At 68.3% G+C, this 14,943-nt stretch carries 15 protein-coding genes and 1 riboswitch; of the genes, 7 read left to right on the top strand and 8 right to left on the bottom strand.

Annotated elements, in window-relative coordinates; translation table 11 throughout:
• Nucleotides 1–69 precede the first annotated feature (69 nt).
• On the top strand, nt 70–861 hold the full coding sequence (locus EV652_RS05190; RefSeq protein WP_132207846.1) for an HAD-IIA family hydrolase: 792 nt from the start codon (nt 70–72) through the stop codon (nt 859–861).
• Here EV652_RS05190 and EV652_RS05185 read toward each other — a convergent pair.
• The 7 genes from EV652_RS05185 to EV652_RS05155 form a co-directional block, all read right to left on the bottom strand.
• A complete protein-coding gene (locus EV652_RS05185) occupies nt 858–1,574 on the bottom strand; it encodes a polysaccharide deacetylase family protein (protein ID WP_242001578.1) in 717 nt (238 codons plus the stop codon). The genes EV652_RS05190 and EV652_RS05185 overlap by 4 nt on opposite strands.
• Before the next feature lie 114 nt (nt 1,575–1,688).
• Nucleotides 1,689–2,552, bottom strand: coding sequence for a polysaccharide deacetylase family protein (locus EV652_RS05180; protein ID WP_242001577.1), 864 nt, complete (start codon nt 2,550–2,552; stop codon nt 1,689–1,691).
• Nucleotides 2,553–2,643: 91 nt separating this feature from the next.
• Complete coding sequence (locus EV652_RS05175) at nt 2,644–3,390, bottom strand: amino acid ABC transporter ATP-binding protein (RefSeq protein WP_132207845.1); 747 nt, start codon at nt 3,388–3,390, stop codon at nt 2,644–2,646.
• Nucleotides 3,377–4,141: an amino acid ABC transporter permease gene (locus EV652_RS05170; protein WP_132207844.1), complete on the bottom strand. Its 765-nt coding sequence runs from the start codon at nt 4,139–4,141 to the stop codon at nt 3,377–3,379. The genes EV652_RS05175 and EV652_RS05170 overlap by 14 nt, the downstream gene beginning before the upstream one ends.
• A 43-nt stretch (nt 4,142–4,184) precedes the next feature.
• Nucleotides 4,185–5,057, bottom strand: a complete 873-nt coding sequence (locus EV652_RS05165) for a substrate-binding periplasmic protein (RefSeq protein WP_199238031.1) — start codon at nt 5,055–5,057, stop codon at nt 4,185–4,187.
• 302 nt (nt 5,058–5,359) lie between these two features.
• Nucleotides 5,360–6,115 (bottom strand): aminoglycoside phosphotransferase family protein, encoded by a 756-nt coding sequence (locus tag EV652_RS05160; protein WP_242001576.1) that lies wholly within the window; start codon nt 6,113–6,115, stop codon nt 5,360–5,362.
• A gap of 204 nt (nt 6,116–6,319) precedes the next feature.
• Complete coding sequence (locus tag EV652_RS05155) at nt 6,320–6,967, bottom strand: DNA-binding protein (RefSeq protein WP_132207842.1); 648 nt, start codon at nt 6,965–6,967, stop codon at nt 6,320–6,322.
• A gap of 182 nt (nt 6,968–7,149) precedes the next feature.
• On the opposite strand from EV652_RS05155, the gene EV652_RS05150 reads away from it, so the two are divergent.
• Nucleotides 7,150–9,204: a vWA domain-containing protein gene (locus tag EV652_RS05150; protein ID WP_132207841.1), complete on the top strand. Its 2,055-nt coding sequence runs from the start codon at nt 7,150–7,152 to the stop codon at nt 9,202–9,204.
• Between the two features lie 111 nt (nt 9,205–9,315).
• Here the strand turns inward: EV652_RS05150 and EV652_RS05145 are convergent, their stop codons facing one another.
• Nucleotides 9,316–10,425, bottom strand: a complete 1,110-nt coding sequence (locus EV652_RS05145; protein ID WP_242001575.1) for a serine/threonine-protein kinase — start codon at nt 10,423–10,425, stop codon at nt 9,316–9,318.
• 240 nt (nt 10,426–10,665) lie between these two features.
• Nucleotides 10,666–10,799, top strand: a riboswitch (FMN riboswitch).
• A 137-nt stretch (nt 10,800–10,936) separates the two neighbouring features.
• On the opposite strand from EV652_RS05145, the gene ribD reads away from it, so the two are divergent.
• From ribD to ribH, 5 genes are read left to right on the top strand one after another with little or no spacing between them, the layout of a single operon-like run.
• Nucleotides 10,937–11,956, top strand: coding sequence for a bifunctional diaminohydroxyphosphoribosylaminopyrimidine deaminase/5-amino-6-(5-phosphoribosylamino)uracil reductase RibD (gene ribD / locus EV652_RS05140; protein ID WP_132208449.1), 1,020 nt, complete (start codon nt 10,937–10,939; stop codon nt 11,954–11,956).
• Nucleotides 11,957–12,568: a riboflavin synthase gene (locus EV652_RS05135; RefSeq protein WP_132207840.1), complete on the top strand. Its 612-nt coding sequence runs from the start codon at nt 11,957–11,959 to the stop codon at nt 12,566–12,568.
• Nucleotides 12,565–13,233, top strand: coding sequence for a nicotinamide riboside transporter PnuC (gene pnuC / locus EV652_RS05130; protein ID WP_132207839.1), 669 nt, complete (start codon nt 12,565–12,567; stop codon nt 13,231–13,233). Before EV652_RS05135 ends, pnuC begins: the two co-directional genes overlap by 4 nt.
• 1 nt (nt 13,234) lies before the next feature.
• Nucleotides 13,235–14,473, top strand: coding sequence for a bifunctional 3,4-dihydroxy-2-butanone-4-phosphate synthase/GTP cyclohydrolase II (locus EV652_RS05125; RefSeq protein WP_132207838.1), 1,239 nt, complete (start codon nt 13,235–13,237; stop codon nt 14,471–14,473).
• Complete coding sequence (ribH, locus tag EV652_RS05120; RefSeq protein WP_132207837.1) at nt 14,473–14,943, top strand: 6,7-dimethyl-8-ribityllumazine synthase; 471 nt, start codon at nt 14,473–14,475, stop codon at nt 14,941–14,943. Before EV652_RS05125 ends, ribH begins: the two co-directional genes overlap by 1 nt.

Raw genomic sequence — 14,943 nt, 5'->3', positions numbered from 1 at the left:
TTCTCACGCCTGCCATCGACAGTTTCGAGTCCTCGCTACGATGGGGCGGTCGGCGGCGAAGGAGTCTGAATGACCGAGCACAAGCCGGTGGAGAGCTGGCTGACGGACATGGACGGCGTACTCGTGCACGAGGAACGCGCCATTCCAGGGGCCGGCGAGTTCATCGCCTCGCTGCAGAAATCCGGGAAGAAGTTCCTGGTCCTGACGAACAACTCGATCTTCACCCCGCGCGACCTGCGCGCCCGATTGCTTGCCGGTGGCATCGATGTCCCCGAGGAGGCGATCTGGACCAGTGCGCTGGCCACCGCCCAGTTCCTCGACGACCAGCGCCCCGGCGGTTCGGCGTACGTGATCGGCGAAGCCGGCCTGACGACGGCCTTGCACGAGATCGGCTACGTGCTGACCGAGCGGGCGCCGGACTACGTCGTCCTGGGGGAGACCCGCACGTACTCGTTCGAGGCCATCACCAGGGCGATCCGGCTGATCTCCGACGGTGCCCGGTTCCTGGCCACCAACCCGGACCCGACCGGCCCGTCGACCGAGGGACCGCTGCCCGCGACCGGTTCGGTGGCCGCGCTGATCACCCGCGCCACCGGCGTAGCGCCGTACTTCGTCGGCAAGCCGAACCCGCTGATGATGCGCAGCGCTCTGAACCGGATCGAGGCGCACTCAGAGACTGCGGTGATGATCGGCGACCGGATGGACACCGACATCATCAGTGGTCTCGAGGCCGGCTTGCGCACCGTCCTCGTGCTGTCTGGTTCGACCGGCGAGCACGAGGTCGACCGCTTCCCGTACCGTCCCACCCGCATCGTCGAGTCGATCGCCGACGTCGTACCCCTGGTCGAGGCCTTCGCCTAACAGGTGACGGTCCGGAACCCGTAGCCCCGCGCCTTGAGTGTCTTCAGGATCGTCGGCAGCGCGGCGACCGTCTGACTGCGGTTCCCGCCGCCGTCATGCATCAGGATCACCGAACCGTTGTGTACGCCGGCCAGCACGCGCCGTACGATCGCTGCCGTACCGGGCTTGGTCCAGTCGCGTGAGTCGATATCCCAGACCACGAGATCCTTGCCGAGGGCCTTCGCCCGCTTGGTGACGGTGCTGTTCATCGCGCCGTACGGCGGCCGTAGGCAGGCCGGCGTACCACCGGTCTGAGCGCGGATCGCCTGGTCCGTGGATGAGATCTGCTGCCGAAACGATGCCGCAGACAGCGGCCGGAGGTCCGCGTGGGTCCAGGTGTGGTTCTGCACACTGTGCCCGGCGGCGTGGATCCGCTTGGTCAGGGCCGGATGCTTCACCACATTCCGGCCCACCTCGAAGAACGTCGCCTTGGCGTCGTACTTCGCGAGCACGTCGAGGATCAGCGGGGTGTACACCGGATCGGGCCCGTCGTCGAAGGTCAGGACGACGTACTTGGTGGGGAGCGCTTTTTGGACCGGTGCTGCTGGTGGCGGGCTCGCCGACGGCTGGCTGGGCGTGCGGGCAGCCGCGACCACCACTGTGCCGATCACAGTGCTGACCACCATCATCATCGCCAGACCGACCATGCGGTGGCCGGAGCGCGTCAAAGCCATGTGTCCCCCAGGGCGGTGGTGGGCTCACTTCCTCACCCGTCCACCTTCGGCGCGATCGGCCGGAAAACGAGTACCCACGCCGTTGTCGCGTCAACAATCCACGGATAGCGGACGCTAGCGGCACCACAGGGGGTAGAACACGTAGCCGCGGGCGTTGAGCGTCTTCAGGATCGTCGGCAGCGCCGCGACCGTCTGACTGCGGTTGCCGCCGCCGTCGTGCAGCAGGACCACCGAGCCGCTCCGCACGTTCGCCAGCACCCGGCGGGCGATCACCGACTTGCCGGGGCGCGTCCAGTCGCGCGGGTCGACGGACCACAGCTTGATCGTCTTGCCGAGCGTGGCCGCCCGCCTGGCGACCAGCCTGTTCGTCGCGCCGTACGGCGGCCGGAGGCAGCGCGGGGTGTAGCCGGTCTGAGCGCGGACGTACCGGTCCGTGGTCCGGATCTGGTACTTGAAGGTCGACCAGTTGACCTTCCGGAGGTTCGGGTGGGACCAGGTGTGACTCTGCACGCTGTGGCCGCGCTGATCGGCGCGCCGGGTCAGGGCGGGGTAGCGCTTGACGTTCTGACCGATGACGAAGAAGGTCGCCCGGACCTTGTAGGTCTGAAGAATCTTCAGAACCTGCGCCGTGTACCGCGGACTCGGCCCGTCATCGAACGTGAGATAGACCCACTTCACCTTCCGCGTCCCCGCCGCTTGCTCTTCACCCCCAGCCATCACCTGGCCCATGGCCTCACTCACTGCCTGGTCCGCGCCCCCAACCACCGCTTGGTCCGCGCCCTCGGTCAATGCTTCGCCTGAAGCCGCGGTCACCGCGTCGGTATCGGCACCCGTCTGCGCGGCCGCGGCCGACTCTGCGGTGCCTGATGGCGCTGCGCTCGCCACGCCGCCGAGCGCGGCGCTCAGCCCGATGGCGAGCGCTGTCGAGGTCAGCCGGCCCGACCAGCGAGCCTGGCCCGGCAATCGAAGATTTTTCATTATGACCATCCCCCAGCCATGGTGAACCCCATATGGGGTTCGTCTCCCCATCGTGGCCCCCGGCAACCATTTACGCCAGGGGTCAGCGAGTTCAGAGAACCTGGGAGAGGAACTGCTGCAGCCGTGGCGACGCCGCGGCCGTGAAGATCTGCTCCGGTACGCCGGACTCCACCACCACACCGTTGTCCATGAACGCGACCTGGTCGGCGACCTCGCGGGCGAACCCCATCTCGTGCGTGACGACGACCATCGTCATACCGGCCTGGGCGAGATCCGCCATCAGACCCAGCACACCCTTCACCAGTTCGGGGTCGAGCGCCGAGGTCGCCTCGTCGAACAGCATCACCTCGGGCTTCATCGCCAGCGCCCGCGCGATCGCCACTCGCTGCTGCTGACCACCGGAGAGATTGCCCGGTCGCGACGACGCCTTGTTGCCGAGGCCGACGAGCTCGAGCTGCGCCAGCGCCGCGGCCCCAGCCTCCTCGGGCCCGAGGTTCTTGATCTTGCGCAGCGGCAGCGTGATGTTCTCCAGCACGGTCTTGTGCGGGAACAGGTTGAAGTGCTGGAACACCATCCCGATCCGCCGCCGCAGCTCGTCCGGATTGCTCTTCAGTACCGACTCATCGCCCAGCCGGATGTCTCCGGCGTCCGGCTCGAGCAGCCGATTGATTGCCCGCAGCAACGTCGATTTCCCGGACCCGGACGGCCCGATCACGCACGCCGTACGCCCGGCCGGTACGGCGAGATCGACACCCCGCAACACCTTGTTGCTGCCGAACGCCAGCTCGATCCCGGAGACCTCGAGACTGGCCGCCGCGTAGTTCTCAGCGGTTTGCATGGGCCAAGTCCTCCAGTACGACGTCGTCCGCGCGGGTCTCGTCGGTCGGACGACCCTCGCGCAACCGCTTGTCGATGTAGTTCACCAGATGGGTCAACGGCACCGTGATCACCAGGTAGAAGATGCCGGCCAGCAGCAACGGCGACAGGTTTCCGTTGGTCGCTGCTGCGTCCTGCCCGATCCGGAACAGCTCTCGCTGACTGGCGAGCAGCCCGAGGAAGTAGACCAGACTCGACTCCTTCACCAGCGCGATGAACTGATTCACCAGCGCCGGCAGCACCCGTCGTACCCCTTGCGGAATGACAACCAGCTGCATCCCGGCCGTGTAAGTGAATCCGAGTGCCCGAGCCGCCTCGAGCTGGCCCTTCTCCACGCTCTGGATGCCGGAGCGGAAGATCTCGCCGATGTACGCCGCCGCGATCAGCGACAGCGCCAGGATGCCGAGCGGATACGGGTTCGGGCCCCACCAGTGCCGGGTGATCGGTGACAGGCCCTGACCGATCAGCAGGATGGTCAGGATCGCCGGCAGGCCGCGGAAGATGTCGGTGTAGATCTTCGCCGGCCAGCGCAGCCAGCGCTTCCGCGACAGCCCCATGACCGCCACGATCATGCCGAGCAGAGTGCCCAGCACGACCGAGGCGGCGGCCAGGATCAGGGTGTTGACCAGTCCCACCTTGAGCATCTCGGGCAGGACTTCCTTCATCGACGCCCAGTCGAGGAAGGTGTCGTTCAGGGTGGACCAGATGTCCATCTCGGTCAGCCGTCTCTTCAGCCGTCGCCGCCAGCCGCGGCGGTCAGCCGGCGGCCGGAGTGCCGGTCGCCTTCGGGACGGTGAACTTCACCGAGCCGCTGCCCGGCTTGAAGTTCGCCGGTACGGCGCGACCCGGGTAGTACTGCTCGACCAGCTTCGTCCAGGTGCCGTCGGCGATGACCTCGTCGAGCGCCTTGTTCACCGCTTCGCGCAGCTTGTCGTTGTTCTTGGCCACCGCGAACGCCATCGGCGCGTCGCTGAGCTCCTTGGCGGCCAGGATCACCGTGCCGCCACCCTGCTCCTTCGCCATCTTCTCGCCGATCTCGGCCGGCGAGACCCACGCGTCCGCCGTACCGGCCTTGAGTTGGCCGAGCGCGGCGTTGTAGTTCGGCACCCGGACCGGGTTCAGGCCCTTCTGGGTGGCGTAGTCGTCCTGGACGGTGCCCTGGACGACGACCACGCGCTTGCCCTGGAGCTGGTCGAACTTCGTGATACCGGAATCCTTGGTCGTGTTCAGCCCGAGGTAGCCGAAGTCGTACCCATTGCTGAAGGCAACCGTCTTCTTCCGTGCCTCGGTGACCGTGATGGACGAGCTGCCGAGGTCGTACTGGCCGCCGTTCACCTGGGACAGCAGCGCGGAGAAGTCGGTACCGACGAACTCCGGCTTGAGGTTCAGCTTCGCCGCCACCGCGGTGATCAGGTCGTTGTCGAACCCGGTGAACTTGCCGTCCTTCACGTACACGTTCGGCGGCGCGTCGGTCAGCGTCCCGATCCGCAACGTCCCGGCGTCCATCAGCCCGAGATCCGAACCGCTCGCGGCCGGGTCGTTATCGCTGCCGCAGGCAACCATCGACACCGCCAGCGTGACAGCCGCTCCCACCGCGACAACCCGTCGAAAGCCCCTGAAGGCGCGCACAACTATCTCCTCACAACCGTTGACTGAGCAGGACGCGAACCGCCTGCCTTCGAGACCCAACACCACCCCCACCGAGGCCATTCCACCCCGACACCCACTGAGACACCGCCGAAATGTCTACTCGCGCTGTGCTATATCCGCGCCGCCGCTATTGCCCCTAGCAACCACCCATCAACCCCGTGTGACCCGACGCCCGCCCACGTCGCCGGGGAAGTGACCGCCACCACACCTCGTGCCTTCCCGTGACGTGGCACAAATCACCAAACCCACTGCGTAAGGCGAGTCCCGCGCGGCCCGGCTGCTCAGCCCTCGCCACCGAGCCGCTCAAGCGCAGCCCGGAGAAACGCGTCACGCCTCGCGGTGGCCACTGGGCCTAGATCAGTTGGTGTGTTGAGTGCCGCAACGGCATCCCAGTAGTCGATGTTCGTGGCTGACCTGCCAGCCGTCTGTTCCCAGCCGTCCACGACGCCCGCGATCGCCTCGGGTCCGTAAGTGATCGCGATCTGCTTGCGGAGTTCACCGATGTCAACGCCCGGATCGCCAACCCCGGCTGTCTTCCAGTCGATCAGAGTGCAGCAGGTGTCAGCTGTCCACGCCATGTTGCCCGGCCACACATCGCCGTGAAGGAACACCGTCGCGCCCTGCGGCTGGAGCAGGCTCTGAATCCATTCGTCCGCCGTACGCAACAGCGGTGTCGTTGCCATCCGACCCCGCCGCCGGTCGCCGGCGAAGTCATCGACTGCAATCGGGCGCGTTCTGAGCGGCAGGTGAGGCTGAGGCTCCAGCGGGATCGCGTGGACCTGTGCAAGTGCCGCACCTGCCGCATGGAGCCGCACGATCGACACTGCCGACGGCCAGGCGGTACTCCCGCCGACGAAGGTCTCCAGCGTCGCCGGTGCGCCGGCCGCACGTCCGTCCAGGTCTTTAGCGAGCAAGCGTGGAGCCGGCAACCCGTGCCGTTCCGCAACCTCCAACGCCGCCGCACCGGTGGCGATCAGGTCAACATCGATCCGTGGCGTAAGAGACCGCAGTACCAAGTGGTCTCGACGTCCCCGCACATCGACACAAATCCGCCACGGTCCTTGATCGTCGTGCAACTCCCGCACCGACACGACCCTGGCGCCACCCCCGACGGCACGCGCAACCCACCGCAGCAATCGGTCGCCCGGCCACGCGCCGCCTGCCCTCTTACCCTTCCCGCACTCCGCGAGACTGCCACACCACTACCCGCGCGGCAACAAGATCCCGACAGGTCAGAGCTCCTAGCCATGGTGGTGCTCGTAGTGGGTCAGGGCGTCGGCGGTGCGGCCAGTGCCGTAAGTGAGGAGGAGCTCGGCGAGGGCGGGGGAGTCGGGTGCGATGGCGCTCGCAGCGTGCTGGATCTCCTCGGCAGAGGCGACAGCGCGGAGCAGGTCCTGGATCTCGCGTACGACGGCGCGCGCGGATGGCGGCGTACTCGCGGCAGGTGCGACTGCCGCTGGTCGGGACTGCTGTGTCGTCGGCACTGCGGACAGGCCCGGTGGGCCGGGGAATGGTGTGGCTTCCGGGACCTGCGCTGCACCCGCGGACGATCGTGGCAGCTGTGCGGTCGGGGTGGAGCGGGTGAACGCGCCGGTGGCGCCGCGGATGCCGTCGAGCTCGGCCGGGATGTCGTCCGGATCGATCTCGCCGATCATCGCCAGGTGGGCGAGCTCGTCGAGGGCCTGGAGACGGGAGACGACCGCCGGATTGCCGATCTTCACCCGTTGGGCGCTCATCAGCTGCGACAACATCGGCGCGGACAGCCCGATCACCTGCGCCAGCGCACCTTGGGTCAGACGGAGCGGGCCGGCCACCCGGCGCACCAGTTCACCGAGCGGCTCGCCGTACAGCTCGGTCTGCTGCTGCAGGTTGTGCGCTGTCTGGTCCATTCGCGTGATCTCCTCTGACCGCCCGCCGCTCGGTAGCGACTGCAAACATCTTCGCAGTCGCGAACGCAAATTTCCAGCCGAGCATCCACAGATCCGCCGATCCGGGCGTGAGCGGAAGCGACTTGACATTTGCTATCGCAAACTGAGAGCGTTTGCGGCAGTGAATCTCATTGGAGGAAACGATGACGGCTCTGCAGGGACACCGCCGCCCCGCGGTGTGGGCGATCTTCGCCATAACGCTGACCGCCCTACTGGCCGGCCTGGCGATCCCGGCCGCTCAGGCTGACCCTGACCCGGGCAGCAACAAGCTGGTCCTGGTGCTCGACTCGTCCGGCTCGATGAAGGAGCCGGCCGGCGACGGGCAGACCAAGATCGTCGCCGCGCGGACCGCGCTGACCAAGGTGGTCACGAAGCTGCCGGCGGAGGCGGAGGTCGGCCTGCGGGTGTACGGCGCGACAGTGTTCAAGCGCACCCAGCCCGGTGCCTGCACGGACACCCAGCTGACCGTGCCGATCGGCACGAACAACCGGCCGCAGTTGCAGGCCGCGATCGCGACGTACAAGCCGTTCGGTGAGACTCCGATCGGCTACGCGCTCCAGCAGGCCGCCAAGGACCTCGGTCCGTCCGGCCAGCGCACGATCGTGCTCGTCTCGGACGGTGAGGCGACCTGTGCGCCCGACCCGTGCGTGGTGGCGCAGCAGATCGCCAAGCAGGGTATCGACCTGAAGATCGACGTGGTCGGCTTCCGCGTCGGCGGGAAGGCGCGCAGCCAGCTGCAGTGTGTCGCCCGTGAGGGCCGCGGTGACTACTACGACGCCGACTCGACCATCGACCTCGAGGCAGGGCTGGATCGCTTGTCCACGCGAGCGTTCCGCCCGTTCCGGATCTCCGGAGAGCCGGTCCAGGGTGCCGCGCAGCAGGAGGGCGCTCCGGAGCTTGCCCCAGGCCACTACTCGGACACGTTCGGCGGCGACCAGACCGCGAAGTACTACCTGATCAAGCGCAGCATCAAGGGCTCCACCCTGCGGGCCGGAGTGAGCTTCCGGCGGATTCCTGGCGACGAGCTGGTGATCCAGGCCGAGGTCAAGCTCAAGACCCTCGAGGGTGACGAATGCGGGTGGAGCTACCCCCGGGTGTTCGGCAGCGACCAGGGTCTGGCGACCGGGACCGCGTCGAGCTGGTCCGATTGGCAGGAGGCGTGCTCGGATTCCGACCAGATGGTGCTGACTGTCTCGCCGGGGAAGGACTACCGCGAGCTCAAGGGCGTGCCGTTCGAGCTGCGGATCGATGAGGAGCCGCCGGTGTCGTCCACGGCCAACCTGCCCGACGAGGCCGGTGACCCGACCTGGACCTCGATGCCCGGGACGACCCCACGCGAGATCGTCCCCGGATCGAGCTTCCCGGACGCGCCGCTGCTCGAGCCCGGCAGCTACAAGACCACCCTGATGCCGGGTGAGCTCCAGCTGTACCGGGTGAAGGCCGACTGGGGTCAGCGGATCCAGGCGCAGTTCACGGTGCCGCAGCTCGGTGCGGCGACGAGCAAGGCGCTCGACGGCATCCGGTACCTCGACACGGCCGTGATCTCGCCGATCGGTGAGGATGTGTACTCCGTCTTCGCGAAGAAGGTGCCGGGTGGAGCGGGCAAGCGCGGCGTCCTGACCAAGGACGGGACGATTCAGGCGCTCACCACCAAGGAGATCCGGTACCTGAACCGCAACGGTGCGAACAACCAGGACACCGGGACCTCGATGCCGGGTGAGTACTACCTCGCCGTGTCGCTGACCCGCAAGGACGACGACAAGGCGTTCACGATCCCGGTCACGCTGACTGTCGGCGTGCAGGGTGAGGCGGGCACCGGCAAGCCCGAGTACGTCGACGGCGCCACGCCAGTCGCCGGTACCTCGGTCACCCCGTCACCCACCGCCGACCCGTCCGACTCCGGCAATGAGAACGGGAACGAGAACGAGAACGGCAACGGCACCCAAGCCGGCGGCCCCGTCCAGGGCAGCGACACCAACTCCGGCGACAGCACCCCGGTCGCCCTGATCGCCGGCCTCTCCGGCGGCGGTGTTGTCCTGTTGCTGGTCGGCCTCCTGGCCGTCCTCCGCCTCCGCAAGAAGCCTGCCATCGTCCAGCCGGCCGGCTGGTCAAGCGGCCCGCAGCACCCGGGCCAGGTGCCGCCGCAGTACCCGAACCAGGGCGGCCACCAGCCGCCAAACCAACCGCCATACAACTAACACCCACCAGAGCCCGGGCCCAACAGCCCGGGCTCTGTTCATGCACGGCCCGCGCGAACATGCGGCGGCAGCGCCTCAGGGAGCCTCGGGGAGTGGCTGACCGGTCTGCGGTCAGCTGAGGAGGAGCCAGGCGGCGGTGCCGAGGAGGGCGACCGCGCCGGTGATGCTGACTGCTGCGACCCAGACCAGCAGTCGACTCCGGCTTTGGGCCGGAGCTACCCCGCCCACGACTGCTGGTGAGTCGGGAGTGCTGAGCGATGGGATCGGCGTGCTCCCGTGGTGGCTCGGCGCATTGTCACCTGTCGCAAGGGGATTGGCTGCGGCTGTGCCTGCCGTCGTCGCGACCTGTCCGGCAGCGTGAGATTGGACTGCGGGGCCGGTGGGGGTCCAGGCGCGGGGGAGGGGTGGGAGTTGGTCGAAGACTTCGGGGGAGTCGGGCTGGGTTGCCCAGGGGGTGGTCGGGGCCGGTGGGAGGGCGCCGGACTCGGCGAGTAGGCGGCCGGCGGTGTGCGCGGAGTCGGGGCGTTGGGACGGGTCGGTCGCCGTACTGCTGCGGATGAACTCGGCCAGTGGGCCGTCGACGGGTGGAAGCTTGCCGTCTGGGCCTGGGCGTTCGCCGGTGAGGAGTTCGGCGGCCACGGCGCCCACGGTGTACAGGTCCTGGCGTGGGTCGGGGTCGGCTCCGGCCAGTTGCTCAGGGGCGATGTAGCCGGGTGTGCCGAGGACGGTGCTGTGGCGGGTCATGCGGGGCTCGTCGAGGAGACCGGCGACACCGAAGTCGGACAGGCGGAGATGTGGGCGTCGCTTGCCGGTGGCGTCGAGGAGGAGGTTGGCGGGCTTCAGGTCGCGGTGTACGACGCCTGCCGCGTGGACTGCGGAGAGGCCGTGCAGGAGTTGGTCGAGCAGTACGGCGACGTACGACGTGGGCAGCGGGCCGTGATCCCCGAGCAGCGTCGCGACGGAGCCGCCGCGGACCAGCTCCATCGCGAACACGACCTTGTCGTCATCAGCCGCCCACCCGTGCGGCGCGACCACGTGCGGGTGCTCGATCCGCAACGACTGCTCCCGGACGAACCGCAGCAACGCGGCCGCATCGTGTTGCCCGAGCACCTTCGCCGCCACGTACGCCGACCGTCGCAGGTCCCACGCCCGCCAGATCGAGCCCATCCCGCCGGTCCCGATCAGATCGATCAGCCGATACCGGCCCGCAAACGCCTCCACCGGCAAGAACCTACCGCCCCACCAGCCCGCGGTGGAGGGGAATCGGGTTGCTGCCGGGGTGGGGAGTGAAATACTGCGATTGATGAATTCTGCGGCGGTCACCACTCGTGCGGCGGCCGGCAACCGTGTTCGGGTTCGGCGGGTGGTGGGGGCGCGGAGCTGATGCGGGGGACCAAGATGTGACCTGGCTCCTGGCGGGTTGGGCCGGCAGTGGCACACTTGAGGTACGAGTGAACCCACTCGCGTGCTCCGGGGTCGGTGTAATTCCGAGCCGGCGGTAATAGTCCGCGACCCGGCCGCAGCAGTTGAGCGGCCGGCTGACCTGGTGGAATTCCGGGACCGACGGTGAAAGTCCGGATGGGAGGCGCACGCGATCGGCGGGTGCGCTCTGACGTCCGGCGACGCGAGCCTCACCAGGCGAGCTCCGGACGGCAGAGCGTGCATGCCGGTTGTCACGACCCCGGAGTGCGTCCGTGACGACGAGGGACCGTGAGTGAACAACGCTTCGCCGATCGATGTCGCCTGGATGCGGCGTGCGGTCGAGCTGGCCGGCCGGGGCATCGGCAGCACCCATCCGAACCCGGTGGTGGGCTGCGTGATCACCGGCCGCGACGGGCATCCGGTCGGTGAGGGCTTCCATGCCGTTGCCGGTGGCCCCCATGCCGAGGTCGTGGCACTGACCATGGCGGGTGATCGGGCCCGTGGCGGTACGGCGTACGTGACCTTGGAACCGTGTAATCACACCGGCCGGACCGGGCCGTGTGCCGACGCGCTGATCGAGGCCGGGGTGGCCCGGGTGGTGTACGCCGTACCGGACCCGAACAGGCAGGCCTCCGGTGGTGCGGAGAAGCTCAGCAACAAGAACATCCAGGTCGAGCAGGGGGTGCTCGAGACCGAGGCCGAGGCGGTCAACCACGTCTGGCTGCACAGCGTCCGGATGGGCCGCCCGTTCGTCACCTGGAAGTTCGCGACCACGCTTGACGGGCGCTCAGCGGCCCCGGATCGGACCAGCAGGTGGATCACCGGACCGATCGCGCGCGCCGACGTACACCGGAAGCGGGCCGAGTGTGACGCGATCGCCGTCGGCACCCAGACCGTGCTGGACGACGACCCGGAGCTGACGGTCCGCGACGAGGACGACGTACCTGCCGCCAGGCAGCCGCTGCGTGTCGTCGTCGGCGACCGGGAGATCCCGTCGACCGCGAAGGTCCGCAACGACCGCGCGCCGACGCTCATCCTGCCCACCCATGACCCCTCCGAGGTGCTCCGGCAGCTGGACGATCACCACATCCGGCACCTCTGGCTCGAGGGCGGTCCGACGCTGGCCGCCGCCTTCCTCCGCGCGCAGCTGGTCGACCAGATCGTCGCGTACGTCGCCCCGGCCGTGCTCGGCTCCGGGTTCTCCGCGATCGGGGACCTGGGAGCGGAATCGATCGACCACCTGCGGCGGTTCAAGCTAGCGGACGTCACCCGCCTCGGCGACGACGTCCGGCTGACCCTGACGCCGCTCGAACTACAAAGGACACGCTGAATGTTCACCGGAATCGTCGAAGAGCTCGGCACCGTCGAGGCGCTCGACTTGCTGGAAGGGGACGCCGCCCGGCTCACGATCCGCGGCCCCAAGGTGACCGAGGATGCCGGCCACGGTGACTCGATCGCGGTCAACGGCTGTTGCCTGACCGTGGTCGAGACCGGGGACGGCGCTTTCACCGCCGACGTGATGCGGGAGACGCTGATGCGCACCAGCCTCGGCCAGGCCACCAAGGGCTCGCAGGTCAACCTGGAGCGAGCGGTGTCCGCGCACGCACGGCTCGGCGGGCACATCGTCCAGGGCCACGTCGACGGTGTCGGCACGATCGCGAGCCGAACGCCGGGCGAGCACTGGGAGGACGTCCGGGTGGCCGCGCCCGCGAGCATCCTCAAGTACGTCGCCGAGAAGGGCTCGATCGCCATCGACGGCGTCTCCCTGACGGTCACCGACGTGGACGACGCGACCGGCACCTTCGGAGTCAGCCTGATCCCGACGACGCTCGAGCTGACCGTGCTCGGCCGCAACGCGGTCGGCGACACCGTCAACCTCGAGGTCGACGTGATCGCCAAGTACGTCGAGCGGCTGCTGACGAACAACGGAGGCACCAAGTGATCGACTGGTTGCTGCACGCGGAGGTCGTGATCCTCGGTTCGGCGGTGCTCGTCCGCGAGATCGTCGGCAACGTGTTCGGCCTCGGCAGCGCCCTGTTCGGGATGCGCCGGCAGGTCGCCGCCTGGCCGGTCGGCATCGTCGGCAACGTGCTGCTGTTCACGGTCTTCGTCGGCGGGATCTTCGACACCCCGCAGGACAAGGATCTCTGGGGCCAGGCCGGACGCCAGGTGTTCTTCGCGCTGGTCAGCCTCTACGGCTGGTACCGCTGGTACCAGACCCGCCACGGCGGCGCCGCGAAGGCGGTGCAGCCGCGCTGGGCGACCGCGCGCGAGCGGCTCGAACTGCTCGGCCTCGCGGTCGTGCTCTATGCCATCTCGTACTTCGTGCTCCGCGAACTGGGTTCGTGGGGACCGCAGTGGGACGCATGGATCCTGACCGGCTCGATCCTGGCGACGTACGGGATGGCCCGTGGGTTCGTCGAGTTCTGGCTGATCTGGATCGCGGTGGACGTGGTCGGCGTACCGCTGCTGATCCAGGCGAAGTTCTACCCGTCGGCGACGATGTACATCGTCTACGGATTCTTCTGCGTCATCGGGTTCGCCTCGTGGTGGCGGATCCAGAACTCCGAACGCACCGTGACCCCCGAACCCGTGGTGGTGGGCTGAGATGGGCGACATTCTGAAGCTGGACACGATCGAGCACGCGATCGACGAGATCCGGGCCGGACGGCCGGTGATCGTGGTCGACGACGAGGACCGGGAGAACGAGGGCGACCTGATCTTCGCCGCGTCCAAGGCGACGCCGGAGCTGCTGGCGTTCCTGATCCGGTACAGCTCGGGGGTGGTCTGCGTCCCGATGGAGGGGGCCGAGCTCGACCGGCTCGGCATCCCGCTGATGACCCCGCACAACCGGGAGCGGATGCGGACGGCGTACACGATCTCGGTCGATGCCCGCGACGGCATCAGCACCGGGATCTCGGCCGCGGACCGGGCCCGGACGATCCGCGTGCTGACCGACTCGGCGTCCGAGTCGTACGACCTGGTCCAGCCGGGGCACGTGTTCCCGCTGCGCGGCCGCGAGGGCGGTGTCCTGGTCCGGCCGGGCCACACCGAGGCGTCGATCGACCTGGCCCGGATGGCCGGGCTGACGCCGGCCGCGGTGATCTCCGAGCTGGTGAACGACGACGGCACGATGAAGCGCGGTCCCGAGCTGCGCGAGTTCGCCGACGAGCACGGGCTGGTGCTGGTGTCGATCGACGATCTGATCCGCTACCGGCGTCGTACCGAGCGCCAGATCCAGCGGGTCGCGACCACGACTCTGCCGACCCGGTACGGCGATTTCATTGCCTACGGCTACCGGAACATCGTCGACGGGTCGGAGCAGCTGGCACTGGTCCGCGGTGAGATCGGGGACGGGCCGACGCTGGCCCGGTTGCACTCGGAATGTCTGACCGGCGACGTGTTCGGCTCGCTGCGGTGCGACTGTGGTCCGCAGCTCGACGAGGCACTGCGTCAGGTCGCGGCCGAGGGTGGTGTCGTCGTGTACCTGCGCGGTCACGAGGGCCGTGGGATCGGGCTGCTGCACAAGCTGCAGGCATACGAGTTGCAGGACGCCGGCCGCGACACGGTCGACGCGAACCTGGACCTCGGACTGCCGGCCGACGCCCGCGACTACGGCACCGGCGCGCAGATCCTGGCCGATCTGGGCGTCAAGGAGGTCCGGCTGCTGACGAACAATCCGGACAAGCTGGCCGGCGTTCAGGGCTACGGCATCGACGTGGTCGAGCGGCGCAGCATCTCGATCGACCCGACCGAACACAACCTGCGGTACCTGCGGACCAAGCGCGACCGGATGGGCCATCACCTGCCGGGCGGCGTACTGGCTGAAGAGAACGGAGCCGGCTGATGTCGGGCAGTGGAGCACCCACCATCGAGACGCCGCGGGTCGAAGGGGCCCGGGTCGCGATCGTCGGCGCGCAGTGGCACCCGAAGGTGACCGACGCGCTCGTCGCCGGTGCGATCCGCGCGCTCGACGAGGCCGGCATCACCGACTACACGGTGATCCGGGTGCCGGGATCGTTCGAGCTCCCGGTCGCGTCGTTGCACGCGGCAAAGAGTGGGTACGACGCGGTGATCGCACTCGGAGTCGTGATCCGCGGAGACACCCCGCACTTCGAGTACGTCTGCCAGGCCACGACCGACGGGCTCATGCAGGTCGGCGTGACCACCGGGGTTCCGGTCGGCTTCGGCGTACTGACGTGTGACAACGACCCGCAGGCGCTGGACCGGGCCGGTCTGCCGGACAGCCGCGAGGACAAGGGGTACGAAGCCACGCAGGCAGCGCTGTCGACATTGGTGGCCATCCGTAGTCTCTAG

Origin of the sequence: Kribbella steppae (genome assembly GCF_004342025.1) — a bacterium.
Classification (GTDB): Bacteria; Actinomycetota; Actinomycetes; order Propionibacteriales; family Kribbellaceae; genus Kribbella; species Kribbella steppae.
Note: the sequence above shows the minus strand (reverse complement) of the source record. Positions and strands in the feature narration are given on the sequence as shown.

Coding starts and splice junctions, on each gene's coding strand:
- EV652_RS05155 (WP_132207842.1), bottom strand. CDS start 6,967: ATGGACCAGACAGCGCACAACCTGCAGCAGCAGACCGAGCTGTACGGC.
- EV652_RS05150 (WP_132207841.1), top strand. CDS start 7,150: ATGACGGCTCTGCAGGGACACCGCCGCCCCGCGGTGTGGGCGATCTTC.
- EV652_RS05180 (WP_242001577.1), bottom strand. CDS start 2,552: ATGAAAAATCTTCGATTGCCGGGCCAGGCTCGCTGGTCGGGCCGGCTG.
- EV652_RS05175 (WP_132207845.1), bottom strand. CDS start 3,390: ATGCAAACCGCTGAGAACTACGCGGCGGCCAGTCTCGAGGTCTCCGGG.
- EV652_RS05185 (WP_242001578.1), bottom strand. CDS start 1,574: ATGGCTTTGACGCGCTCCGGCCACCGCATGGTCGGTCTGGCGATGATG.
- EV652_RS05190 (WP_132207846.1), top strand. CDS start 70: ATGACCGAGCACAAGCCGGTGGAGAGCTGGCTGACGGACATGGACGGC.
- EV652_RS05135 (WP_132207840.1), top strand. CDS start 11,957: ATGTTCACCGGAATCGTCGAAGAGCTCGGCACCGTCGAGGCGCTCGAC.
- EV652_RS05125 (WP_132207838.1), top strand. CDS start 13,235: ATGGGCGACATTCTGAAGCTGGACACGATCGAGCACGCGATCGACGAG.
- ribH (WP_132207837.1), top strand. CDS start 14,473: ATGTCGGGCAGTGGAGCACCCACCATCGAGACGCCGCGGGTCGAAGGG.
- EV652_RS05170 (WP_132207844.1), bottom strand. CDS start 4,141: ATGGACATCTGGTCCACCCTGAACGACACCTTCCTCGACTGGGCGTCG.